Source organism: Burkholderia sp. AU33803 (assembly GCF_002223095.1).
In the GTDB taxonomy this organism is placed as follows: Bacteria; Pseudomonadota; Gammaproteobacteria; order Burkholderiales; family Burkholderiaceae; genus Burkholderia.
Window position 1 is genome coordinate 403,154 of record NZ_NKFJ01000006.1, and the last position, 24,191, is coordinate 427,344.

A 24,191-nucleotide genomic window follows, 5' to 3' on the forward strand; every position below is an offset into this window, starting at 1 on the left:
ATCCGCCCGGAACCGGGTGCCCCGATTGTGCGGCGTGTCCCCCTAACGGCAGGGCAGACCGGCCAATTTCCTCTGGCTACATTTTTCCGGACCGAAGCACACACCGTTCATCGCGAGCGGATCATGATATCGACGGAGGAAACCATGGCAGGGGAATGGAGCAAGCATCTGAAAGCGGCATGCGCGGCGCTCGCGCTGGGCGGCGGGCTGTGGGCCGGCGCACCCGCGGCGCACGCGGCGGACGTCGTCAACGTGTACAACTGGGGCAACTCGATCGGCAAGGCGACGATCGCGAACTTCGAGAAGGCGACTGGCATCAAGGTGGTCTACCAGGAGTTCGATTCGAACGAGACGCTGCAGGCGAAGCTGCTGTCGGGCACGTCGGGCTATGACGTCGTCGTGCCGTCCGACATCTTCTGGGCGCGGCAGCTGCAGGCCGGCCTCTACCGCAAGATCGACAAGAGCCAGGTGCCGAACTACGGGCTGCTCGATCCGGAAATCATGAAGGTGCTCGCGAAGGACGATCCGGGCAACCAGTTCGGCATTCCGTGGACCTGGGGCACCGACGGGCTCGGGATGAACGTCGAGAAGGTGAAGGCCGCGCTCGGCAACGACGCGCCGCTCGACAGCTGGGCGCTGTTGTTCGACCCGAAGTACGCGCAGAAGCTGAAGCACTGCGGCATCTCGGTGCTCGATTCGCCGGTCGACGCGTTCGGGATGGCGTTCGTGTACCTGAAGAAGGATCCGAACACGACGAACCCGGCCGACTACCAGGCCGCATACGAGCTGCTGAAGACGGTGCGGCCGTACATCACGCAGTTCAATTCGAGCAGCTACATCAACGACCTCGCGGGCGGCGACATCTGCCTCGCGCTCGGCTGGTCGGGCGACGTGAATTCCGCGCGGATCGCGGCGGCTTCCGCGAAGAAGCCGTATCACATCAAGTACGTGATCCCGACCGAGGGCAGCGCGATGTGGTTCGACATGATGGCGGTGCCGAAGGATGCGCCGCACCCGGACGCCGCGCTGAAGTTCGTCAATTTCGTGCTGTCGGAGAAGGAGAGCGCGAACCTGACCAACGACACGTCGTACCCGTCGGCCGTGCCGTCGTCGAAGCACCTGGTGCGCGCCGACGTGACGAGCGATCCGGCCGTGTTCCCGCCCGCCGACGTGATCCGCAAGCTGAGCCTCAGCAAGCCGGTTCCGCCTGAGCTGATGCGTCTGCAGAACCGTCTCTGGACGAAGCTGAAGACCGAGTAAGCCGGCCGCCGCTTCTCCCCAACTCCCGCATACCTTTCGCGCGCCCCGCCGCTCATCGCGGCGGGCGGGGGCGCGCGCGTCCCGACGACCACCCACACCATGAAAATCACACACATGACGGCGCTGTGCCTGCTGGCGTTCGAAGCCGCCTCGGCATTCGCGCATACGCCGCAGGCGACCGACGCGAGCCGGATGAAGGCGCTGCAGGCGCAGGTCACCGCGCTGCAGCAGCAGGTGAACGCGCTGCGCGCGAGCATGCTGGCGGCGAAGCCGGCCGGCGCGGCAACGACGGCCAATGCCGCCCCGGGCGGCACGCAGATCGGCACGATCAACACGGCGGCAGCCGCCGATGCGGCGTCGGCGTTCACGAACGACGACCTGCAGCAGATGCGCGAGCAGATCGCGAACGCGTCGCTGAAGGTCGACTCGCTGCAGGAAGCGGCGACCACCGGCCCGCTCGCGGGCCTGAGCATCACCGGCTACGTCGATCCCGTGTACCTGTTCAACCGCGCGCAGCACACGTCCGGCTTCCAGTTCCTGAATCATGACCCGGGCGCGTACGACTACTTCAACAGCACGATCGGCGACGTCTACCTCGACATCAAGAAGACCTTCGGCGTCGGCCCGATGGCGCCGGCGGCGGAAATCGTGATCCAGCCGAACCGCGGCTTCGGCAACGTGTTCAGCAACGCGCACGGCGGCGTCGGCAACAACATCATCACGCAGGCGGTGGTCACCGTGCCGCTCAGCACGACGCGCACGTTCGAGATCGGGATGATGCCGAGCCTCGCCGGCTACGAGGTGCAGCCGTCGAACCAGATGCTGACGCTCACGCACGGGCTGCTGTACGACTTCAGCGAGCCGGGCAACCTGATCGGCATCGGGCTGAAGGGCTCCAACGCGGCGATGACGCGCTTCTGGCAGGTCGTGATCGGCAACGAGGTGCTGCGCACGGCGGGCGCGATCGCCAACGCAGCGAACAACACGACGAAGACCAACTGGACGCCGACGATCACCGCGCGCTTCGACAACGCGACGTCGACCGCCTTCGACTTCGGCATTTCCGGGATGCTCGGCCGGCAGTCGCTGTTCTCGCCGTGCGCGCAGGCGGGCGGCTACGGCTACCAGTGCAACGGTTCGTCGCCGACCGGCCTCTACAAGTACGTGGAAGCCGACGTGACCTATACGCACGACAAGACGCAGGTCAACGCGCAGGTGGACTACGGCGAACTGCAGAAGGGCGCATGGAACGGCGGCACCGCGCGCTGGTACGGGATGTCGCTGCTCGGCCATACGAAGTGGACGACGTCGTGGGTCGGCCGCATGGGCGCGACGCTGCGCTTCGACTACCTGAACAACACGTCGAACGGTGGCGGCGGCACGAACATCCAGTACGGGCTCGCGGGCGGCAATCCGTCGGTGAACGGGTCGAGCGGCTTCGGCATCGATCCAGCGTGCTTCCGGGGTTCGTCGACGAACGGCACCGAGTGCAAGGGCGCGCAGCGTTATGCGATCACGGCCGACCTGCTGTTCTATCCGACGCAGCAGATCACCGTGAAGCTCGAATACCGCCACGACGCGGCGAACCATCCGGTGTTCCTGAAGAGCAACGGCACGTACGCGCGCAGCAACGACCTGGCCGGGATGCAGTTCATCTACTCGTTCTGACCATTCTGACCGTGCTCGCCGTTCCGGCCGGCGTGCGTGCCGGTCGGGCGGCTGCGCGATGCATCACGTTCCGGGCCGCGCAGGCCCGGCACGCATTCAACCCAGGAGATTTGACCTTGAAGCTGCACACCTTCGTGACCGACATCACCGATCCGCGCGAGCGCGGCCGCCTGATCGGCGAGCGCTTCGCGCCGGCGATCCGCGAGACGGTCGCGCTGTATCTCGCGTTCTTCCCGAAGCTCGGCATCGCGCCGCAGCGCGCCCGGGAGATCGGCGAAGCGAGCCTTGCCACGCTCGGTGCATGGTGCCCGCGCCTCGCCGCCGAAGTCGAGGCGATCGCCGACGGCGTCGACCTGCCGCGCTGGCAGCTCGCGTGCCTGAACGCACGCACCGAGATTCTCGCCACCGCACCCGCATCGGCCGAGGGCGAGTGCTCGACGACCGTCTACGCACCGGCCGGCCCGTATGCGCCGCGCACGCTGCAGACGTGGGACTGGCACGACAGCCTCGCGCCGCAGGGGCTGCTGATGCAGATCACGACGCCGCACGGCCGCACCGTCAAGCTGTTCTCCGAATTCGGGATGCTGGCGAAGCTCGGTGTGAACAGCGCGGGGCTCGGGCTGCACTTCAACATCCTGCATCACGCGAGCGACAACGACAGCGCCGGCGTGCCCGTGCATGCGATCGCGCGGCGCCTGCTCGAAGACGCGACGACGGTGCAGGAGGCGATCGACATCGCGCGCACCGCGCGCGTGAGCGCGTCGACGGTGCTGACCGTGTTCACGCGGCACGACGCGAACCCGCGTGCGGCGAGCATCGAGCTGAGCCCGTCGGGTGTCGGCGTGGTGGTGCCGCGTCCGGACGGCTGGCTGCTGCATACGAACCACTTCCTCGATTGCGCGTTGAGCGGCGGCGAGTGCATGCCCGACAGCTCGACCACGCGCGAGCGCTTCGCGCACCTGAATGATGTCGTGAACGGGATGACGAGCGCCGATGTGCGCGAGCGCGCGGCGGCCATGTGCGGGGCGGCCGGCGATCAGGCCGTCGTGTGTTTCCATCCGGACCTGTCGATGCCCGACACCGAGCGCTGGGAAACGCTGCTGACCGTCGGCATCGACACCGATGCATGCGCGCTCGACTATGTGGCAGGCAATCCGCACGACCTCGCACGCGATGGGGCTCAGCGGTTCTGATGTGACGCACGACGCACGACGCGTGGTCAGCGGTAGCGGTAAGGTCGGGCGGCACGAGCGTGCCGCCCGCGTGACGTTTACGCGTCGATGCGCTCGACCTTGCCGACCAGCAGCCCATACGACAGGCTGCCGGCGAGCGCCATCGCGGCGATGTAGGTGATCGCGCGCGAGAAGTCGGCGCCGTCGACCAGCAGCCCGATCACGATCGGCGTCGCGATCGCGGACAGGTTGCCGATCAGGTTGAACACACCGCCGGTGAGGCCGAGCAGCCGCGCGGGCGCGAGCCCCGACACGAGCGACCACGTGATCGACGCGAAGCCGTTGCCGAAGAATGCGATCGTCATGAACGCGATCACCCAGCCGGTCGACGTCACGTAGTTCGCGCCGATGATGCAGGTCGAGATCAGCAGGCCCGAGATGATCGGCAGCTTGCGCGCGAAGCCCTGCGATGCGCCGCGGCGCATCAGCCAGTCCGACAGCACGCCCGAGCACAGCACGCCGACGAACGCGGCGAGGAACGGCAGCGACGCGAGGAAGCCGGACTTGATGAAGTCCATCCCGCGATACTTGACGAGGTAGGTCGGGAACCACGTGAGGAAGAACCACAGCGTCGAGTTCAGCGCGAACTGGCCGAGATAGATGCCCCACAGCTTGCGCCGGCCGAGTACGACGCCGAGGTCGCGCCACGTCGACGGCGCGCGTTCGGTGCGCGCCGCGACGCGGTCCTCGAGATCGACGAGCCCGCCGCCGTCGCGGATCAGCGCGATCTCGGCCGCGTTGACGCCAAGAAACGCGCGCGGCTCGCGATACACCGCATACCAGATCGCGGCCCACACGATGCCCGCGAGGCCGGTCGCGACGAATACCATGTGCCAGCCGAGATGCACCTGCAGCCACGCGAGCACCGGCGTGAGGAACGCGAGGCCGACGAACTGGCCCGACGTGTAGCCGCCGATCGCGCTTGCACGTTCGCGGGTCGGGAACCAGGTCGTTACGACACGGTTGTTGATCGGATAAGCCGGTGCTTCGAGCGCGCCCACCGCCAGGCGCAGCACGATCAGCCCGACGAACGAGCCCGCGAAGCCGAGCAGCAACGTCGCGGCCGACCACAGCGCGAGCGCACCCGCATACAGCACGCGCGGCGACACCTTGTCGACGAGCCAGCCGCCCGGGACCTGCATCAGCGCGTAGGTCCAGCCGAACGCGGAGAACACGAGGCCCGCGCGTACCGGATCGATGTTCAGTTCCTTGAACAGCGCGGGCGCGGCAATCGACAGGTTACTGCGGTCGAGATAGTTGATGACGACCGTGACGAACAGCAACGCGAGGATCAGCAGCCGCTTGCGGCTGGCTGGTGTGGCCTGCGCCGCGGCTGTGCGGGCGGCGGAATCGGATGCGATGTCGGCGCGCGCGGGCGGTTGTTCCGGTGGGTGGGCGTGGGTACGCGACGCGGATTGGGCCACGGTTGTCTCCTGTGTTCTGTGCCCGGCCGTCGCCCGCGAGCGGGGCGGCCGAATCGAATGGCATTGGGGCGAACGTTAGAGCCGTGGAACGACGTGCGTCAACATCTGGGCAGGCATCCCTAATAATGGGACGTGATCCGCTCAATATGTGGGAATGATGGTGTGGATACGGTGCCCTAGTCGTGCTTGCTGCACTGACGTTCATCCAGGTATTCACACACATCGTTTCGTATGGATGCGTCGATACATAGCTGATTGGCCCGCCACGTATAAATGACCACGCCATGGTCCAGGCTCTGCGATTTCGTTTCGCCCAGCGTTGCGATCAGGCGCTGCGCGGGCTTGCCGATGTAATCGGCGCGGTCGAGCAAAACCTGGCGCATCAGGGCTCCTTTCGCGTCCCTGTCCCTGCGCACGGGCGCCGTGAATCGTAAGTAGCGCGAACGAAGCCAAAGCACGATCGCAACCGTCAACGCCAGGATGAGCAGCATCTTCATGTATGTGGACCTCGAGCCGGGCTACCGTCGTGGCGCTTCGATTGGCGTGACGACACGTCAGCCGCGCGTGCTGTCGTCCCGAAAGCCGCTCTTGCCGACGAAGATCTCCTTCAACGCGGCGCGCAGCGTGACCGGATCGTATTGGCCGGGCGCGAGATGGATCACGTAGCGCGTCTGGCCGTCGAGCCGCGCGGCGAGGGCGGGTTCGAGCTCGATGTCGATCGTGTCGTCCGTCAGGCGCACCGACAGATCCTTGACGCGCGCGTTGACCTGGTCGCGCACCATCACTTCGATCAGCGCGTCGTCCGGAAAGCGCGACAGCGCGAAGCAATAGTCCTGCTCGGCGTCGTGACAGTAGATGTTGGCGAAGCTTTCGTCGTCGTCGAGATCGGACGTCGCCGCGCCGATGGTGGCGTGAAGTTCCATGAGTGTGGGTTCCTGCGTAGGGGAGTCGGGGTTATTGGGTGGAATGGTGTGCTGTTTCGATCGCGGCGGCCGCATCGGGCGCGGCGCCGATATCGCACGACGCATCGGCATCGCGTGCCTTCAGCCACAGGCCGAATTCGCGCATGACTTCGACGACGGGCCGCAGCCGGTCGCCGTCGGCGGTCAGATCGTACTCGACCCGCACCGGCACTTCCGGATAGACGGTGCGCCGCACGAGCCCGGCGTCTTCGAGCGCGCGCAGGTCGAGCGTCAGCATGCGCTGCGAGATGCCGGGCATGTCGCGCCGCAGGTCGCTGAAGCGCCGCGGCCCGTCGAGCAGATACGACACCAGCAGCAGCCGCCAGCGGCCGCCGAGCAGGCGCATCGCTTCTTCAACGGAACATCCTGTCGCACTCGTTTTCATCGTGCCGAATCCTGGTCGGTAAATTTTTTGTGACTACGGCACAAACGACTGCCGTCTTCTCAGCCCTGCGCCGATGCGAGATATTAGCGCCCGCGTCGCGGCGAATCGATACATGGACAACCCACGAAGGACACGCATGAAGCTCTATCACGCTCCCGGAAGCTGTTCCCAGGCGATCTGCATCGTGCTGCGCGAAGGCGGCATCGACGCGGAAATCATCAAGGTCGACGCGCGCAAGCATGTCATTGAAGACGGGCGCAATTACTACGATGTGACCGAACTCGGCTACGTGCCGCTGCTCGAACTCGACGACGGCACGCGGCTGCGCGAAGGGCCGGTGATCGCGCAGTATCTTGCGGATCTGTGTCCGGATGCGGGGCTCGCGCCCGCGTACGGCACGCTTGCACGCTATCGGCTGATGGAGTGGCTCAACTTCCTCGGCACTGAGATCCACAAAGGCTTCATCCCGCTGCTGTACGCGGTGCAGGCGGGCAAATACGTCGACCCGGCGAGAGCGAAGCTCGACAGCCGCTTTGCCTGGATCGATCGCCAGCTCGACGGCAATCCGTTCTTGATGGGCGACACGTTCACGCTCGCCGATGCCTACCTGTTCGCATTGACCGGCTGGGGCAAGGCGGAATGGCTGCGGTCGGTGTACCACGCCGATATCGACCTGACCCGGTATGCGCATCTGCGTGCGTGGTACGAGCGGGTGCGGGCGCGGCCGGCGGTGCAGGCGGTGCTGGAGGCCGACGGGCTGGCGCGGTAGCAGGCGACGGCGGTCGCGGAGTCGGCGCGTCGTTACGCTTCATCGACGCGCCGCCGCACAGCAAATCCGCGCGCTATAATCCCCGCCATGAAATTCCTCCGGACCGTCATCTTGCTGCTGCTCTGCGCGGTGCTGCCCATCAGCGGGCTGGCAGCCAGCGGCCTGGCCGGGGAATGTCCGATGATGCAGCAGGACATGTCGATGTCGATGGACATGGACGCCGGCATGTCCGCGGACATGCCGGGCTGCGATTCGATGCAGTCGTCTTCCGTCGACAAGGCCCACGCGAAAGCGAAGGGCACGGCCTGCAAGCTGACGGCGCAATGCCAGTTCGGCAGTCTCTATCATCCGGCCGCTCGCGCCGAAGTCAGTCGTCCCGCTGCCTACGCCAGCACCGTCGCGTTCCACTACGCGCAAATCCTCCCGGTCCGCGATCCGAACGGATTGTGGCGCCCTCCACGCATCAGCTGATCCCGATCCGATAGGTCCGCCGCATTCGCGGTGAGGTTCGTCCTGTATCAGGACGTGGAATCCCTATGGGGTTCCGCCGTTGGGGTTCAACCATGTCATTCCATCCCGGCATGCCGCTTGCGCGGCGTGCGCGTCGGCGCGCGCCCATGCTTTGGGCGGCGCTGCTGGTGGCGGGCGCCGTTCACGCGCAGCCATCGCCTGTCACGCTGGACGCCGCGCTGCAGTCCGCCACCGATCATTCCGCTTCGATGCAGGCCGCGCAGGCGTCGGTGCGCGCGAGCGCGGAGGCGGCCGTGAAGGCCGGCCAGCTGCCCGACCCGATGCTCAAGGCCGGCATCGACAACCTGCCGGTCAATGGCGGCCAGCGCTTCACCGTCGGCCAGGACTTCATGACGATGCGCCGCATCGGCATCGAGCAGGAGTGGGTGTCCGGCGACAAGCGGCGCCTGCGCTCGGCGCTCGCCAACGAGCAGGTCGGACGCGAGCGCGCCGGCTATCTCGCGCAGCTCGCGAGCGTGCGCCAGCAAACCGCGACGGCCTGGCTGAACGCCGTCTACGCGAAGCAGGCGCTCGCGCTGCAGCAGGCGCTGTTCGATCACATGAACCATGAGCTTGAAGCGACGAAGGCGTCGTATCGCGGCGCGAAGGCGAGTGCGGCCGATGTCGTCCAGGCGCGGGCGATGCTCGCGCAGACGCAGGATCAACTGCTGAAAGCGCGGCAGGTCTACCAGACCGCGCTCATCGCGCTGTCGCGCTGGACCGCCGTGCCGGTCGACGACGTTGCGGGCACGCCGCCCGCGCCGGAGTCGTTCGTGTCGTCGCTGCCGCCGGACGAACTGCGACTGTCGCAACCGGCGCTGATTACCGCCGCCGACGATATCGCGGTGGCCGAGGCCGATACGGCCGTCGCGGACAGCGAACGCAGCCCGAACTGGACCTGGGAAGTCGCGTACCAGCAGCGTGGCGGCGCGTATTCGAACATGGTGTCCGTCGGCGTGTCGATCCCGCTGCCGCTCAATCGCAAGAACCGCCAGAACCGCGACGTCGCCGAAAAGGCCGCGCTCGCGACGAAGGCGCGCCTGATGTACGAGGACACGCTGCGCCAGGTGCAGGCCGATATCCGCACGCAGTCCGCGACGCTCGCGAGCGGTCGTGCGCGCATCGCGAATCTCGGCGACGCATTGCTGCCCGCCGCCGACCAGCGCGTGCAACTGGCGAACGCGGCCTACCGCGCCGGCACGGGCTCGCTCGCCGATACGTTCGCCGCGCGCCGCGCGCAACTGGAGGCGCAATTGCGGGTGCTCGATCTCCGGCGCGAGGTGTCGCAGGTCTGGGCGCAGCTCGAATACCAGGTCGTGCCGTCGACGCTGGCCGCCGCGCAATAAGGGAGAACGACATGACGAAGCAAACATGGGCCCGCGCGGCCGTGCTGGCGTTCGCCGGCGCCGCGCTGCTCGGCACGGGCTATTTCGTGGGCGCACGCCATGCGGCAAGTGCCGCGACTGACGCCGCCGCGTCGGCCTCGAACGGCCAGCCCGGTTCGACGAGCGGACGCCAGGTGCTGTACTGGCACGACCCGATGGTGCCGAACCAGCACTTCGACAAACCGGGCAAGTCGCCCTTCATGGACATGCAGCTGCAGCCCGTCTACGCGGACGAAGGCGGCGGCGCGTCCGGCATCCGGATCGATCCCGGCCTGCAGCAGAACCTCGGCATCCGCTATGCGACCGTGCGCCGGCAACAGACGGCGGCCGGATTCGATGCGGTGGGCACCACGCAGTTCGACGAATCGCGCGCGGACGTCGTCCAGTCGCGCGTGACCGGCTACATCGACCGTCTCCATGCGCGCGCACCGATGCAGCGTATCGCGAAGGGCGCACCGGTGGCATCGCTGTTCGTGCCCGACTGGCTCGCGCCGCAGGAGGAATACCTCGCGCTCAAGCGCGGCGGGATGGACGCCAGCCTGCTCGATGCATCGCGTGCACGGATGCGGGCGCTGTCGATTCCCGACGGCATGATCGCGAGCCTCGATCGCACCGGCCGCGCGCAGACGCATGTCGTGCTGACCGCACCGGAAACCGGCGTCGTCAGCGAGCTGAACGTGCGGGACGGCGCGATGGTCGCGCCCGGTCAGACGCTCGCGAAGATCGCCGGGCTGTCGACGCTGTGGCTCATCGTCGAGGTGCCGGAAGCGCTCGCACTGAACGTGGAGCCGGGGATGGCGGTCGACGCGACGTTCGCGGGCGACCCGGCGCAGCACTTCACCGGACGCATCCGCGAAGTGCTGCCCGGCATCAGCACGAGCAGCCGCACGCTGCAGGCGCGCGTCGAGATCGACAACGCCGCGCTGAAGCTCACGCCCGGCATGCTGATGCGCGTGCGGGTCACCGCGCGGCAGACCGTATCGCGCCTGCTCGTGCCGTCCGAAGCGGTGATCGCGACCGGCAAACGCTCGATCGTCATCGTGAAGAACGGCGACGGCCGGCTCCGGCCGGTGACGGTGACGACGGGCAACGACGTCGGCAGCGACACCGAAGTGCTTGGCGGGCTGAAAGAGGGCGACACGGTCGTCGCATCGGGGCAGTTCCTGATCGATTCCGAGGCGAGCCTGAAAAGCGTGCTGCCACGGCTGGAAAGCGGCACCGGCGCGAGCGGGGCAGGCGCGATGCCCGCGTCGGTGCCGACAGCGGCGGCACCGGTTTACGAAACCACCGGCAAGGTCGAACAGGTCACGGCCGACGACATCACGTTCTCGCATCAGCCCGTTCCGGCGCTCGGCTGGGGCGCGATGACGATGGCGTTCGGCAAGCCGTCGGCCACCGCGTTCCCGGACGTGAAGCCGGGCCAGACGGTGCGCTTCGCGTTCACGCAGGGCGACGACGGTTACCGGCTGACGAAGGTCGAACCGCAGGGAGGCGAACGATGATCGCGCACGTCATTCGCTGGTCCGTCCACAACCGCTTCCTCGTGCTGCTCGCCACCGTGCTGATTGCCGCATGGGGTGTTCATTCGCTGCGGCAGACGCCGCTCGATGCATTGCCCGACCTGTCGGACACGCAGGTGATCGTGAAGGCGTCGTATCCGGGCAAGGCGCCGCAGATCGTCGAGGATCAGGTGACCTATCCATTGACGACCACGCTGCTCGGCGTGCCCGGCGCGAAGACCGTCCGCGCGTATTCGTCGTTCGGCGACGCGTTCGTCTACGTGCTATTCGACGACCGCACCGATCCGTATTGGGCGCGTTCGCGCGTGCTCGAATACCTGAGCCAGGTGCAGAGCCGTCTGCCTGCCGGCGCGACGGTGTCGCTCGGGCCGGATGCGACCGGTGTCGGCTGGGTGTACGAGTATGCGCTCGTCGATCGCACGGGCCGTCACGATCTCGGGCAACTGCGCGCGCTCAACGACTGGTTCCTGAAGTTCGAGCTGAAGGCGGTGCCCGATGTGTCGGAAGTCGCGAGCATCGGCGGCATGGTTCAGCAGTACCAGGTCGTGCTCGGTCCCGACAAGCTGCGCGCATACGGCATCACGCAGGCGGAAGTCGCGAGCGCGCTCGGCAACGCGAACCAGGCGTCCGGCGGTTCGGTCGTCGAGCTGGCCGAGTCGGAGTACATGGTGCGCTCGACCGGCTACCTGCGCACGCTCGACGATTTCCGGCACGTGGTGCTGCGCACGAACGACGCCGGCACGCCGGTGCTGCTCGGTGACGTCGCGCGCATCCAGGTCGGCCCGGCGATGCGGCGCGGGATCGCGGAGCTGAACGGGCAGGGTGAGGCGACGGGCGGCGTCGTCGTGATGCGCTCCGGCAAGAACGCGCTGACCACGATCGACGCGGTGAAGGCGAAGCTCGCCGACCTGAAGCGTTCGCTGCCGCCCGGCGTCGAGATCGTCACGACCTACGATCGCTCGCAGCTGATCGCGCGCGCGGTGGGCAACCTGAAGGACAAGCTGATCGAGGAGTTCGCGATCGTCGGCATCGTCTGCGCGGTGTTCCTGTTCCACCTGCGCAGCGCGTTCGTCGCGATCCTTTCGCTGCCGCTCGGCGTGCTGGCCGCATTCATCGTGATGCGCTATCAGGGCGTGAACGCGAACCTGATGTCGCTCGGCGGGATCGCGATCGCGATCGGCGCGATGATCGACGCGGCGATCGTGATGATCGAGAACGCGCACAAGCATCTCGAAGCGTACGACCACGCGCATCCCGGCGAGCCGATCACGCCGGCCAGACGATGGGAGCTCGTCGCGACGTCGGCCGCGGAGGTCGGGCCCGCACTGTTCTTCTCGCTGCTGATCATCACGCTGTCGTTCATCCCGGTGTTTTCGCTGGAAGGGCAGGAAGGCAAGCTGTTCGCGCCGCTGGCGTTCACGAAGACCTACACGATCGCCGCGGCCGCCGGCCTGTCGGTGACGCTGGTGCCGGTGCTGATGGGCTATCTCGTGCGCGGCCGCATTCCGCACGAGCACGCGAACCCGATCAACCGCGTGCTGATCCGCGCGTACCGGCCGCTGCTCGAAGCGACGCTCAGGCGCCCGTGGGTCGCGATCGGCATCGCGGTCGTCGCGCTCGTGCTGACGGCCGTGCCGCTGTCGCGGCTCGGCGGCGAATTCATGCCGCCGCTCGACGAAGGCGACCTGCTGTACATGCCGACCGCGCTGCCCGGCATCTCCGCCGACAAGGCGAGCGAGCTGTTGCAGCAGACCGACCGGCTGATCAAGAGCGTGCCCGAGGTCGACACGGTGTTCGGCAAATCGGGCCGCGCCGATACCGCGACCGATCCCGCGCCGCTCGAGATGTTCGAGACGACGATCCGCTTCAAGCCGCGCAGCGCCTGGCGGCCCGGCATGACGCCGGAGAAGCTCGTCGACGAACTCGATCGCACGGTGAAGGTGCCGGGGCTGTCGAACGTGTGGGTGCCGCCGATCCGCAACCGGCTCGACATGCTGTCCACCGGGATCAAGACACCGGTCGGCGTGAAGATTTCCGGGCCGGACCTGGCCGGCATCGACGCGATCGCGAAGCAGGTCGAGGCGGCCGTGAAGCCCGTGCCGGGCGTGACGTCCGCGCTCGCGGAACGGCTGAACGGCGGCCGCTATATCGACGTCGACATCGACCGGCTCGCGGCCGCGCGCTACGGGCTGTCGGTGGCCGACCTCCAGTCGGTCGTGTCGACGGCGGTCGGCGGCGACGACGTCGGCGAAGTGATCGCGGGGCGCGAGCGCTTTCCGATCAACCTCCGCTACCCGCGTGAGGTGCGCGATTCGGTCGAGAACCTGCGGCAGCTTCCGGTCGTCACCGCGCGCGGCGCGCAGATCCGCCTGGGCGACGTCGCACGCATCGCGATCGCCGATGGCCCGCCGATGATCCGCAGCGAGAACGCCCGACTGTCCGGCTACGTGTACGTCGACCTCCGCGGCGTCGACCTGAGCACCGCCGTCCGCACGATGCAGCAAGCCGTCGCGCGGCAGGTCGCGTTGCCGCCCGGCTATTCGATCGCGTGGTCGGGGCAGTTCGAGTATCTCGAACGCGCGGCGGCCAAGCTGCGCACCGTCGTGCCGGTGACGCTCGTGGTGATCTTAGTGCTGCTGTTCCTCACGTTCGGCTCGGCGGCCGATGCGCTGCTGCTGATGTCGACGGTGCCGTTCGCGCTGGTCGGCGGCTTCTGGCTCGTGTGGGCGCTCGGCCACGCGGTGTCGGTCGCGACGTCGGTGGGCTTCATCGCGCTCGCGGGCGTGGCCGCCGAATTCGGCGTCGTGATGCTGCTGTACCTGAAGGGCGCGCTGCAGCGCCGGCTCGACGCCGGCGAACCACTCACCGATGCGCTGCTGCTCGACGCGATCCGCGAAGGCGCGGTGCTGCGCGTGCGGCCCAAGGCGATGACGGTGGCGGTCGTGCTCGCCGGCCTCGTGCCGATCATGGTCGGGCACGGTGCCGGTTCCGAAGTCATGCAGCGCATCGCCGCGCCGATGGTCGGCGGCATGGTCACCGCGCCGCTGCTGTCGATGTTCGTCATTCCCGCCGCCTGGCTCCTGCTGCAGCGCCGTCGTGCGCGAAGCGCGGGCCATGCGTGGCATTCCGAAGCAGTTCCTCACGGCACGAACGTGCCATCCATCCCAACCGGAGAATCCCGATGAAGAAGTTGATTACCGTCACCGTTGCTGCTGCCGCCGTGCTTGCTGCCGGCACGTTCGTCACCCCCGCCTTTGCGGCCGGCGACATGGCCGGCATGGACATGTCCGGCATGAAGATGTCGTCGGGCGGCATGGCCGAATCGAATGCCGCGCTGACCGACGCCGAAGTGAAGAAGGTCGATGCCGCGACCGGCAAGATCACGCTGAAGCACGGCGCGCTCGAGAACGTCGGGATGCCGCCGATGACGATGGCGTTCAAGGCGAAGGACGCGGCGATGCTCGAGCACGCCCATGCGGGCGACAAGGTCAAGGTGCGGATCGAGAAGGTCGACGGCACGCTGACGATCGTCAAGCTGGTGAAGGCGTCCTGACCTGAGCGCATGCCGGTGCGTCGCCTGTCCGTGAGACGGGCGGCTGCACTGCCATGCGCGTCGGGCCGGAAGCCGCGCGTGCGGCCGGGTTTGACGGTGCGCGAAGAGTTGGGGAGTGGCCATGCACGGGATCGGCACCATCATTTCAACAATACTTGAAATATCGAAATGAAGCCGCTATCCTTCGCGCCATGGACTCCAATCTCGTCGTGCGCGCGCTGGGCGCGCTTGCTCATGAAGCGCGCCTCGCCATCTTTCGCGCGCTGGTCGTGGCCGGGCCCGAAGGGCTGCCGGCTGGCGCAATCGCCCAGCAGATCGGGCTGTCGCCATCGAGCCTGTCGTTTCATCTGAAGGATCTGTCGCACGCCGACCTGGTCACCGCGCGTCAGGATGGCCGGTTCGTCTATTACGCGGCGAATTTCGAATCGATGAGCGGGCTCATCGGGTTCCTCACCGAGAACTGCTGCGCCGGCGCGGCCTGCGGCGTGCCGGCTGCCCCCGACTGTTGCGGAGGCGACGCATGACCGGTTCGAACGTTGTACGGTCGCCAGCCGTGGCGGCCCCGCCCGCCATCGGCTTCTTCGAGCGCTACCTGAGCGTGTGGGTGGCGCTGTGCATCGTGCTCGGCATCGCGCTGGGCCAGGCGCTGCCCGGGCTCTTTCAGCACATCGGCCGCATGGAATACGCGCAGGTCAACCTGCCCGTCGGGGTGCTGATCTGGGTGATGATCGTGCCGATGCTGGTCAAGGTCGATTTCGGCGCATTGCATGAGGTTCGGCAGCATGTGCGGGGGATCGGCGTGACGCTCGTCGTGAACTGGCTCGTCAAGCCGTTTTCGATGGCATTGCTCGGCTGGCTGTTCATCCGGCAGCTATTCGCGCCGATGCTGCCTGCCGACCAGATCGACAGCTATATCGCCGGCCTGATCCTGCTGGCCGCCGCGCCGTGCACGGCGATGGTGTTCGTGTGGAGCCGGCTGACGGGCGGCGATCCGCTGTTCACGCTGTCGCAGGTCGCGCTGAACGACAGCATCATGGTGATCGCGTTCGCGCCGCTGGTCGGCCTGTTGCTGGGAATGTCCGCGATCACGGTGCCGTGGGCGACGCTGCTCACGTCGGTCGTGCTCTACATCGTCATCCCGGTGATCCTCGCGCAAGTGTGGCGCCGGCTGTTGCTCGCGAAGGGGCCGACGGCGTTCGACCGCGCGATGGCGAAGATCGGCCCGTGGTCCATCGCCGCGTTGCTGGCCACGCTGGTGCTGCTGTTCGCATTCCAGGGCGAGGCGATCCTGAAGCAGCCGCTGGTGATCGCGCTGCTCGCGGTGCCGATCCTGATCCAGGTGTTCTTCAACGCAGCGCTCGCCTATGGGCTCAATCGTCTCGTCGGCGAGAAACACAGCATCGCGTGTCCGTCGGCGTTGATCGGTGCGTCCAATTTCTTCGAGCTGGCCGTGGCCGCCGCGATCAGCCTGTTCGGCTTCCACTCGGGCGCCGCGCTCGCGACCGTCGTCGGCGTGCTCATCGAAGTGCCGGTGATGCTGCTCGTCGTGCGTGTCGTCAACCGTTCGAAGGGCTGGTACGAGTGCGCATGAAACCATTCAGGAATCCGTAAATGACCGACATCACGATCTATCACAACCCCGATTGCGGCACGTCGCGCAACACGCTGGCGATGATTCGCAACTCGGGCGTCGAGCCGCGCGTCGTGCTTTACCTCGAAGCGCCGCCGAGCCAGGCAGCGCTGCGCGCGCTGATCGCGGCGATGGGCGTGCCCGTGCGCGACGTGCTGCGCCGCAAGGGGACTCCGTATGAAGCGCTCGATCTCGACAATCCGAAGTGGAGCGACGACGACCTGATCGGCTTCATGGTCGCTCACCCGATCCTGATCAATCGCCCGATCGTCGTGACGCCGCTCGGCACGCGGCTGTGCCGTCCGTCCGAGCAGGTGCTCGACATCCTGCCCGATCCGCAGAAGGGGCCGTTTGCGAAGGAGGACGGCGAAATCGTGATCGACGCGGAGGGCAAGCGTGTCTGACCGACTGAACGATCTGCCGCAACTCGATGCCACGCTGTTTCGCGTGCCGGACGCGAGCCGGCTGCAACCCGCGCGGCCGTCGACGCATCCGCCTCGAATCGTGTTGCTCTACGGGTCGTTGCGCACGCGCTCGTTCAGCCGGTTGCTGGTCGAGGAGGCGGCGCGGTTGCTGGCGGCGATGGGCGCCGAAGCCAGGATCTTCAATCCGGCCGGCTTGCCGCTGCCTGACGATGCGCCCGACGACCACCCGAAGGTGGCCGAGTTGCGCGAGCTCGTGCAATGGTCGGAGGGCATGGTGTGGTGCTCCCCCGAGCGGCACGGCGCGATGACCGGCGTGATGAAAGCGCAGATCGACTGGATTCCGCTGTCGGTGGGCGCGGTGCGGCCGACGCAAGGCAAGACGCTGGCGGTCATGCAGGTCAGCGGCGGATCGCAGTCGTTCAATGCGGTCAACCAGATGCGCGTGCTCGGCCGCTGGATGCGCATGCTGACCATCCCGAACCAGTCGTCCGTCGCGAAGGCGTTCATGGAATTCGGCGACGACGACCGGATGAAGCCGTCCGCGTATTTCGACCGGGTCGTCGACGTCATGGAGGAACTGGTCAAATTCACGCTGCTGACGCGCGACGTCGGCGCGTACCTGACTGACCGGTACAGCGAGCGCAAGGAAAGCGCCGAGCAACTGTCGCAGCGTGTGAACCAGGCGCGCCTCTGAACCGCTTTCCGGCGAGCGCCGCGACGATGCGTCGTTCGCGCCGGGCAGCAGGGTCGTGCCCGGCGTGTCCGTTGAGCCGGATCAACGCGCCAGCGTCAGGAACAGATACCCCGCATACCCCGCGCCGTTCGCGAGCAACGCCCAGATCGCGAGCCCGCGCGCTCGCGCATTGACGCGCAGCCATGCCGCCGCCGCGAGCGTGATGATCACGCCGGTCAGTACCTCGGGGCGCGGCTCCCACGGTGTCAGCATGATGCCGATCGCCGGCAGCAGCGTGCCCTGGAACACCATCGCGCCGGTGATGTTGCCGAACGCGAGCGTGTCCTTCCTGCGGCGGATCCACAGCACGCTGTTGACCTTCTCCGGCAGTTCCGTCGCGATCGGCACGATGATCAGCGACAACAGCAGCGCCGATACGCCCAGCGCGTGCGACACGCCTTCCACGCCGTGAATGAAGCCCTTCGCCCCGCCGACCAGCAGCGCGACGCCGAGGAGCAGTTGCAGTGCGATCGTCGCGAGGTTGGTCGGCACGCCGAGGCGCGACAGGAACATCATGTGCGGCGCCTCGGTGCCGTGCCCGGCATCGACGAGCTGGTTCGATGCCCGGAACGTCATCACGACATACATCACGTAGATGCCGACCAGCATCGCCGCGAGCAACGCACGCACGGCCCCGTTGTGATGCGGGACGAACATCGCGGCGGTGGCCAGCGAGAACGCGGCGAGAAAGTAGTTCATGTCGCGCACGAAGCCCGTGCGTTCGGGCGCGATCGTGCCGCGCAGCCCGCGCGAGCGGATCACGGCGAGCGTCATCAGGAAGGTGGTGAGCGTCGCGAGCATCAGCGGCGCGCCGAGAATCGCGCCGACGCCGATCTCCTCGTTCACGGCCTGGTTCGCGGTGCCGCCGGCGAGCGCGAGCAGCGGCACCATCGTTTCGGGCAACGCGGTGCCGACGGCGGCGAACAGCGAACCGGTGACGCCTTCGGAAATCTTCAGGCGCTCGCCGAGATGCTCGAGCGCATTGGTGAAGACTTCGGCGGCGACGAGGATGACGACCAGCATGAACGCCAGCTCGACAAACATGAAAGTCATGCGGCACCTCCGCAGGCATGCGCGCGGACGGCGGCGAAACGCGGGAAGAGGGCGGTGAGGAACATGGGGACTCCGTGGTCGGACGCTGACGAACCATGGCGCATCCGCCGACGTCCGACCAGGAACGACGCGATGCACCCATGGTCTCGCCAGGCCAATCAGGCTGATCGTGCCACGGCCGCAGGCCGAGTGTGTTGACACGATCGCTTTCCGGGGACGGAAAGCAGGCTACTCCCCAAAGACGAAGGGCAGTCTAGCCGGGAGGATTGCTTTCGACAAGCCTTCATCTCAAAAAATATACCCCTCTCCCCTATAGGGGATGCCTTCCGGAGATATACTCCCCCTCCCTATCCAGGAGTCTCTCACCGATGAGCCATACCATTCGTGAAAAACAGAAGCTGCTGAACCGCGTGCGCCGTATCAAGGGCCAGGTCGAGGCGATCGAGCGCGCGCTCGGGGACGAGCGCGGCTGCAACGAGGTGCTGCAATTGATCACGAGTTGCCGCGGTGCGATGAATGGGCTGCTGGCCGTCGTGCTGGAAGACCACATTCGCGAGCACATGGTCGATGCACATGGGCCGGACGAGCACGAAGGCAGCGCGACCGAGCAGCTGATCGACGTGGTGCACAGCTATTTCAAGTAACCGGGGTGGAGCATGAGCAATTTCACGAATGACGCGTTCGGCGCGGGGCACGACCATATCTTCCTGGGCGCCGCGCACGAGCAGAACGAGCGGCGGACATGGATGGTGATCGGCCTGTGCGCGGCGATGATGGTGGCGGAGATCGTCGGCGGCACGCTGTTCGGGTCGCTGGCGCTCGTCGCCGACGGGCTGCACATGTCGACGCACGCTGGCGCGATGCTGATCGCCGCGCTGGCCTATACCTATGCACGCAAGCATGCCGACGATCCGCGCTTCGTGTTCGGCACCGGCAAGCTGGGTGACCTGGCCGGGTTCACGAGCGCGATCGTGCTCGCGATGATCGCGATCCTGATCGCCTACGAGGCGGTTGCGCGGTTGCTGGCGCCGGTGCCGATCCATTTTGGCGAGGCGATTCCGATCGCGGTGCTCGGTCTCGCGGTCAACCTGGCGAGCGTGTGGCTGCTGAGCGGCGGGCCTCACGGGCACGATCACGGCCACCATCATGGGCATGGCCACGGCCACGCGCACGACGATCACGCGGATGAGGCCATGCGGGTGTTCTCGACAGCCGGCGTGTTCGACGTATCGGTGTTCGAGGACGGTGTGCCGCCGGTGTTCCGGATCGCGCCTGCCACCGGCGAGTCGAGCGTCGACGGGGTGTCGGCATCGATCACGACCGTCCGTCCCGACCAGTCGCGACAGCATTTCACGATGGTGGCGCGCAACGGCTTCCTGGAATCGCGGGAGACCATTCCCGAGCCCCATGCGTTCGATGCGATCGTGACGCTGGACGGTCACGCGCACCCGCTGACGTTCGTCGAACACGATCATCATGAAGGCGCGCACGCTGCCTCGGCCCGCGATCACAACATCCGGTCGGCCTACGTTCACGTGATCGCCGATGCCGCGGTATCGGTGCTGGCCATTATCGGGTTGCTGCTCGCGCGCGCTTTCGGCTGGGTCTGGATGGACCCCGTCGCGGGCATCGTCGGCGCGCTCGTCATCGCGAACTGGTCGTACGGGCTGATGCGCGATACGGGCGGCATCCTGCTCGATGTCAATGTCGATCGCAAGCTGGCGGAGCGCGTGCGTCAGGCGATCGAGGCGTTTGGCGACAAGGTCAACGATCTTCACGTGTGGCGTGTCGGCCCCGGCCACATGAGCGCGATCGTATCGGTCGAGACCGTCGATGCGGCGCGCGACGCGCGCTTCTACCATGCGCTGGTCGAAGGCTTCGGCGGCGTGTCGCACGTGACCGTCGAAGTGATGACGCCGGCAACGGCAGCCTGACCGTGGCCGTGAAATCGCCGTGCGTCGAGCTGTGCGCGTTCGACGGCCGCACCGGATTCTGCACGGGCTGCCTGCGGACGCGCGACGAGGCACGTGACTGGAAGAAGCTGACCGATCACCGTCGGCACCAGATACTGAACGACCGCGTGCGCCGGCAAGCGAAGATCCGGCGCGACACGGGGGAATAGCATGCTCGCGTGGCGGCCGGCATGCGCGGCCGTGTCACCGGCCTGCAGTAGTATCACCGGCATCCCGTGTCGGGATGCCTGAACCGCGAGCGACCCATGCAGACCGAACCGTCGACCGGCGTTCTTCGCCAGATTCCGCGCAGTGTCTGGGTGCTGGGCTGCGTCAGCCTGCTGATGGACGTGTCGTCGGAAATCATCCACAGCCTGTTGCCGATGTTCCTGATGGCGGGGCTCGGCGCGAGCGCGACCGCGATCGGCGTCATCGAGGGGATCGCCGAGGCCACGGCGCCGGTCGTCAAGGTGTTTTCCGGCACGCTGAGCGACTACCTGCGCAATCGCAAATGGCTGGCGGTCGCCGGATACGGGCTCGGCGCGCTCAGCAAGCCGCTGTTCGCGATCGCGCCGACGCTTGGCCTCGTCGTGACGGCGCGGATCGTCGACCGGATCGGCAAGGGAATCCGCGGTGCGCCGCGCGATGCGCTGGTGGCCGATGTCACCCCCGTCCACCTGCGCGGCGCCGCCTACGGGCTGCGACAGTCGCTCGACACCGTGGGCGCGTTCCTCGGGCCGTTGCTGGCCGTCGTCATCATGCTGGGGTGGCACGACGATTTCCGCCTCGCCTTCTGGCTGGCCGTGATTCCCGGCGTGCTGGCCGTGGCGTTGCTCGCGTTCGGTGTCGACGAGCCGGCGCGTGCGCCGGGCGAACCGCGTGTCAACCCGATCCGACGCGATGTCGTCGCGCAACTCGGCGCGCGCTACTGGTGGGTCGTCGCCGTGGGCGCCGTGTTCGCGCTGGCCCGCTTCAGCGAGGCGTTCCTAGTGCTGCGCGCGATGGGCAGCGGCGTGCCCGTCGCGCTCGTGCCGCTCGTGATGGTGGCGATGAACGTCGTGTACGCGCTGTCGGCCTATCCGTTCGGCAAGCTCGCCGACACGACGAGCCACACGAAGCTGATGGTGGCCGGGCTCGTCCTGCTGATCGCTGCCGATATCGTGCTTGCGCTTGGCGCGCATTGGGCAACCGTCCTGGCCGGTGTCGCGTTGTGGGGGCTCCATATGGGGATGACGCAGGGGTTGCTCGCGACGATGGTCGCGCAAGCCGCGCCGTCCGCATTGAGAGGCACGGCGTTCGGGGTGTTCAATCTGCTCAGCGGCGTGGTGACGCTCGTGTCGAGTGTCGTCGCAGGATTCCTGTGGGATCGGGTGGGCGCCGCGGCGACGTTCTATGCAGGGGCCGGGTTCAGCGTGGCAACCATCGTGTTGCTCGTCTGCTTGCGCGGATCGTCCGTCGCTGCACAGGATTCCTAGTCGCGATACGGCGACGAACGATCGGGTTTCTACACGACGTAGCGCGACGCTGCGGCAGAGAGGGCACGCGGGGCAATCGTCACGGGCACGGCGGATTTTCATCAGACGATTTCCCCGCTTTTTCAGGCGTAAACACACGCTCGACGGCAATCGCAGCGTGATAACGACAATTACATCCGCCTATCTTTTCATTACCAAAAACTGTCATTGAGCGCCGCTAAGCTTTCGCCACCCTCACAACCGGGATTCCCCGTCATGCGCTCGACAATCCGCCTCATCACCCCGCTATTGCTGCTTCCGACGCTCGCCGCGCCGGTTTTCGCCGCCACTGCCGCGCCCGTCAGCCCGAACTGCGGCGGCAGCACGACGCCGATCGCCGATATCCAGGGGCCGGGCGCGCCGTCGCCGCTCGCCGGCCAGAACGTGTCGATCGAAGCGGTCGTCACCGCCGATTTCGGCGGCACGGACGGCTTTGGCGGCTTCTTCGTCCAGCAGGCCGACGCGCAGCGCCGCAACCAGCCGGGCGTGTCGGAAGGGCTGTTCGTCTACGCGCCGAAGGTGCGGGCGAAAGCGGGCGACCTCGTGCACGTGACGGGCAAGGTCGAGGAGAAGTACGGCCAGACGCAGCTCACGCAGTCGGGCGCGATCGCGGTGTGCGCGAACAACCAGACCGTCACGCCCGTGACGCTCACGCTGCCGGTCGACAGCCCGAACGCGTTCGCCGCGTATGAAGGGATGTTGGTGCGCCTGCCGCAGACGCTGAACGTCACCGACAACTACGAGCTCGGCCGCTACGGCAGCGTGATGCTCAGCAACGGCCGCCTGCGCACGCCGACGAGCGTCGTGCCGCCCGCGCAGGCGCAGACGCAGATCGAGGCGAACGCACGCAACCGCCTGATCCTCGACGACGGCTCGAACAAGCAGAACCCCGCCACCGTGCCGTACCCGGCGCCGGGCCTGTCGGCCGCGAACACGCTGCGCGCGGGCTACACGGTGCGCGACGTCGAAGGCGTACTCGAAGTGCGCTACGGCGCATGGCGCGTGCAGCCGCTGCCGGGCGCGGCCGTGCCGGCATTCGACGCGCGGCCGAACCCGCGCACCCAGGCACCGGCGCGCGATCCGAAGTCGAACCTGCGCGTGGCGTCGTTCAACGTGCTGAACTACTTCAACGGCAACGGTCTCGGCGGCGGCTTCGACGATCCGAACAACCGCGGCGCGAAGAACTTCCAGGAATTCCAGCGTCAGGAAGCGAAGATCGTCAGCGCGCTGAAGGCGCTCGACGCCGACGTGATCGGCCTGATGGAAATCCAGAACAACGGCTACGGCGAACTGAGCGCGGTGCGCCAGCTCGCGGCGAAGCTCGGCAACAACTGGCGCGTCGTCGATCCGGGCGTGTCGCGCCTCGGCGGCGATGCGATCACGGTCGCGATGATCTACGACAGCCGCAAGGTCGAACCGGTCGGCCGCGCGGCGACGCTCGCGATCGACGACAAGAACCGCCAGCCGCTCGCGCAGTCGTTCCGGCTGATCAACGGCAACAAGCAGTCGCTGACGGTGGCGGTCAACCACCTGAAGTCGAAGAACTGCCCGGATGCCGCGAACGACGATCTCGACCAGGGCGACGGCCAGGGCTGCTGGAACCCGACGCGCACGCGCGCGGCGGCGAAGGTGGCCGACTGGCTCGCCGGCAACCCGACGGGCGTCGCCGGCCAGGGCGTGCTGCTGATCGGCGACTTCAACAGCTACACGTACGAAGACCCGATCCGCGCGCTCGAATCGCGCGGCTACCGCAACCTCGTCGCGCGCTGGATCGGCGCGAATGCGTACAGCTACGTGTACAACGGCGAAGCCGGCTACCTCGATCACGCACTCGCGACGCTGCCGCTCGCCTCGCACGTGAAGGCCGTGCACGAATGGCACATCAACGCGGACGAGCCGCTCGCGCTGCAGTACACGCTCGCGTACAAGTCGGCCGAGCAGCAGAAGACGTTCTATGCGCCGGATGCGTATCGCTCGTCGGATCACGATCCGGTGCTGATCGATATCGCGCTGCCGGGCGGCGGGAAGTAATGGCGGATTGAAGGCGGACGAAGCGCGGCGTGCGGCGAGGCTGCATGTCACGCTTCATCCCTATTGCAAGCGCCGGCAGGAGAAAAGGGTAAATAATTCCGCTGAATTTATTGGAACTCGAGAAATCGGTATTTTATGGATGACGCGGTGCGGATAAACGTATCGATTGAAGAATGGCTGAAGTG

23 protein-coding genes and 1 riboswitch are annotated in these 24,191 nt (G+C 67.0%); of the genes, 18 read left to right on the top strand and 5 right to left on the bottom strand.

Annotated features, from left to right (window positions below):
- Nucleotides 1-144: 144 nt before the first annotated feature.
- From CFB41_RS19050 to CFB41_RS19060, 3 genes are all read left to right on the top strand, one after another.
- On the top strand, nt 145-1,260 hold the full coding sequence (locus CFB41_RS19050; protein WP_089457505.1) for a polyamine ABC transporter substrate-binding protein: 1,116 nt from the start codon (nt 145-147) through the stop codon (nt 1,258-1,260).
- Nucleotides 1,261-1,359: 99 nt separating this feature from the next.
- A complete protein-coding gene (locus CFB41_RS19055; RefSeq protein WP_089457506.1) occupies nt 1,360-2,928 on the top strand; it encodes a DUF3138 family protein in 1,569 nt (522 codons plus the stop codon).
- 116 nt (nt 2,929-3,044) lie between these two features.
- Nucleotides 3,045-4,121, top strand: a complete 1,077-nt coding sequence (locus CFB41_RS19060; protein ID WP_089457507.1) for a C45 family peptidase — start codon at nt 3,045-3,047, stop codon at nt 4,119-4,121.
- Between the two features lie 77 nt (nt 4,122-4,198).
- Here CFB41_RS19060 and CFB41_RS19065 read toward each other — a convergent pair whose 3' ends face one another.
- From CFB41_RS19065 to CFB41_RS19080, 4 genes are all read right to left on the bottom strand, one after another.
- The gene (locus CFB41_RS19065; protein WP_089457508.1) at nt 4,199-5,584 is read right to left on the bottom strand and encodes an MFS transporter; all 1,386 of its coding nucleotides are present in this window, start codon (nt 5,582-5,584) and stop codon (nt 4,199-4,201) included.
- A gap of 176 nt (nt 5,585-5,760) precedes the next feature.
- Nucleotides 5,761-6,081, bottom strand: coding sequence for a hypothetical protein (locus CFB41_RS19070; RefSeq protein WP_089457509.1), 321 nt, complete (start codon nt 6,079-6,081; stop codon nt 5,761-5,763).
- A gap of 57 nt (nt 6,082-6,138) precedes the next feature.
- Nucleotides 6,139-6,507 carry a hypothetical protein gene (locus CFB41_RS19075; protein ID WP_089457510.1) on the bottom strand — a complete coding sequence of 123 codons (369 nt, stop codon included), beginning with the start codon at nt 6,505-6,507 and terminating at the stop codon, nt 6,139-6,141.
- Nucleotides 6,508-6,538: 31 nt separating this feature from the next.
- The gene (locus tag CFB41_RS19080) at nt 6,539-6,931 is read right to left on the bottom strand and encodes a helix-turn-helix domain-containing protein (protein WP_089457511.1); all 393 of its coding nucleotides are present in this window, start codon (nt 6,929-6,931) and stop codon (nt 6,539-6,541) included.
- Nucleotides 6,932-7,067: 136 nt separating this feature from the next.
- On the opposite strand from CFB41_RS19080, the gene CFB41_RS19085 reads away from it, so the two are divergent.
- The 10 genes from CFB41_RS19085 (at nt 7,068) to arsH (ending at nt 17,417) form a co-directional block, all read left to right on the top strand.
- Nucleotides 7,068-7,700, top strand: a complete 633-nt coding sequence (locus CFB41_RS19085; protein ID WP_089457512.1) for a glutathione S-transferase C-terminal domain-containing protein — start codon at nt 7,068-7,070, stop codon at nt 7,698-7,700.
- An 87-nt stretch (nt 7,701-7,787) separates the two neighbouring features.
- Nucleotides 7,788-8,171, top strand: coding sequence for a hypothetical protein (locus CFB41_RS19090; RefSeq protein WP_089457513.1), 384 nt, complete (start codon nt 7,788-7,790; stop codon nt 8,169-8,171).
- Between the two features lie 92 nt (nt 8,172-8,263).
- Entirely contained in the window at nt 8,264-9,556 is a 1,293-nt protein-coding gene (locus CFB41_RS19095; protein WP_089457514.1) for a TolC family protein, read from the top strand.
- Nucleotides 9,557-9,567: 11 nt separating this feature from the next.
- Nucleotides 9,568-11,097, top strand: coding sequence for an efflux RND transporter periplasmic adaptor subunit (locus CFB41_RS19100; RefSeq protein ID WP_089457515.1), 1,530 nt, complete (start codon nt 9,568-9,570; stop codon nt 11,095-11,097).
- Nucleotides 11,094-14,300, top strand: coding sequence for an efflux RND transporter permease subunit (locus tag CFB41_RS19105; protein WP_089457516.1), 3,207 nt, complete (start codon nt 11,094-11,096; stop codon nt 14,298-14,300). The genes CFB41_RS19100 and CFB41_RS19105 overlap by 4 nt, the downstream gene beginning before the upstream one ends.
- Nucleotides 14,297-14,668 carry a copper-binding protein gene (locus CFB41_RS19110; protein ID WP_089457517.1) on the top strand — a complete coding sequence of 124 codons (372 nt, stop codon included), beginning with the start codon at nt 14,297-14,299 and terminating at the stop codon, nt 14,666-14,668. Before CFB41_RS19105 ends, CFB41_RS19110 begins: the two co-directional genes overlap by 4 nt.
- Before the next feature lie 191 nt (nt 14,669-14,859).
- A complete protein-coding gene (locus tag CFB41_RS19115) occupies nt 14,860-15,192 on the top strand; it encodes a helix-turn-helix transcriptional regulator (RefSeq protein WP_089443434.1) in 333 nt (110 codons plus the stop codon).
- On the top strand, nt 15,189-16,259 hold the full coding sequence (gene arsB, locus CFB41_RS19120; RefSeq protein WP_089457518.1) for an ACR3 family arsenite efflux transporter: 1,071 nt from the start codon (nt 15,189-15,191) through the stop codon (nt 16,257-16,259). Before CFB41_RS19115 ends, arsB begins: the two co-directional genes overlap by 4 nt.
- A 20-nt stretch (nt 16,260-16,279) precedes the next feature.
- Nucleotides 16,280-16,702: an arsenate reductase (glutaredoxin) gene (arsC, locus tag CFB41_RS19125; RefSeq protein WP_089457519.1), complete on the top strand. Its 423-nt coding sequence runs from the start codon at nt 16,280-16,282 to the stop codon at nt 16,700-16,702.
- Nucleotides 16,695-17,417, top strand: a complete 723-nt coding sequence (arsH, locus tag CFB41_RS19130; protein ID WP_089457520.1) for an arsenical resistance protein ArsH — start codon at nt 16,695-16,697, stop codon at nt 17,415-17,417. The genes arsC and arsH overlap by 8 nt, the downstream gene beginning before the upstream one ends.
- An 81-nt stretch (nt 17,418-17,498) precedes the next feature.
- Here arsH and CFB41_RS19135 read toward each other — a convergent pair whose 3' ends face one another.
- Nucleotides 17,499-18,509, bottom strand: coding sequence for a sodium:calcium antiporter (locus CFB41_RS19135; protein WP_089443430.1), 1,011 nt, complete (start codon nt 18,507-18,509; stop codon nt 17,499-17,501).
- An 81-nt stretch (nt 18,510-18,590) separates the two neighbouring features.
- Nucleotides 18,591-18,758: riboswitch (yybP-ykoY riboswitch) on the bottom strand.
- Between the two features lie 119 nt (nt 18,759-18,877).
- Here CFB41_RS19135 and CFB41_RS19140 point away from each other — a divergent pair.
- From CFB41_RS19140 to CFB41_RS19160, 5 genes are all read left to right on the top strand, one after another.
- Nucleotides 18,878-19,153 (top strand): metal/formaldehyde-sensitive transcriptional repressor, encoded by a 276-nt coding sequence (locus CFB41_RS19140; RefSeq protein ID WP_089443429.1) that lies wholly within the window; start codon nt 18,878-18,880, stop codon nt 19,151-19,153.
- A gap of 12 nt (nt 19,154-19,165) precedes the next feature.
- A complete protein-coding gene (dmeF, locus tag CFB41_RS19145) occupies nt 19,166-20,443 on the top strand; it encodes a CDF family Co(II)/Ni(II) efflux transporter DmeF (RefSeq protein ID WP_089457521.1) in 1,278 nt (425 codons plus the stop codon).
- Nucleotides 20,444-20,445: 2 nt separating this feature from the next.
- On the top strand, nt 20,446-20,631 hold the full coding sequence (locus CFB41_RS19150) for a DUF1289 domain-containing protein (RefSeq protein WP_089443427.1): 186 nt from the start codon (nt 20,446-20,448) through the stop codon (nt 20,629-20,631).
- A gap of 96 nt (nt 20,632-20,727) precedes the next feature.
- Nucleotides 20,728-21,936 (top strand): MFS transporter, encoded by a 1,209-nt coding sequence (locus CFB41_RS19155; protein WP_089457522.1) that lies wholly within the window; start codon nt 20,728-20,730, stop codon nt 21,934-21,936.
- A 255-nt stretch (nt 21,937-22,191) separates the two neighbouring features.
- Nucleotides 22,192-24,006, top strand: a complete 1,815-nt coding sequence (locus tag CFB41_RS19160) for an ExeM/NucH family extracellular endonuclease (protein ID WP_089457523.1) — start codon at nt 22,192-22,194, stop codon at nt 24,004-24,006.
- Nucleotides 24,007-24,191: the final 185 nt, after the last annotated feature.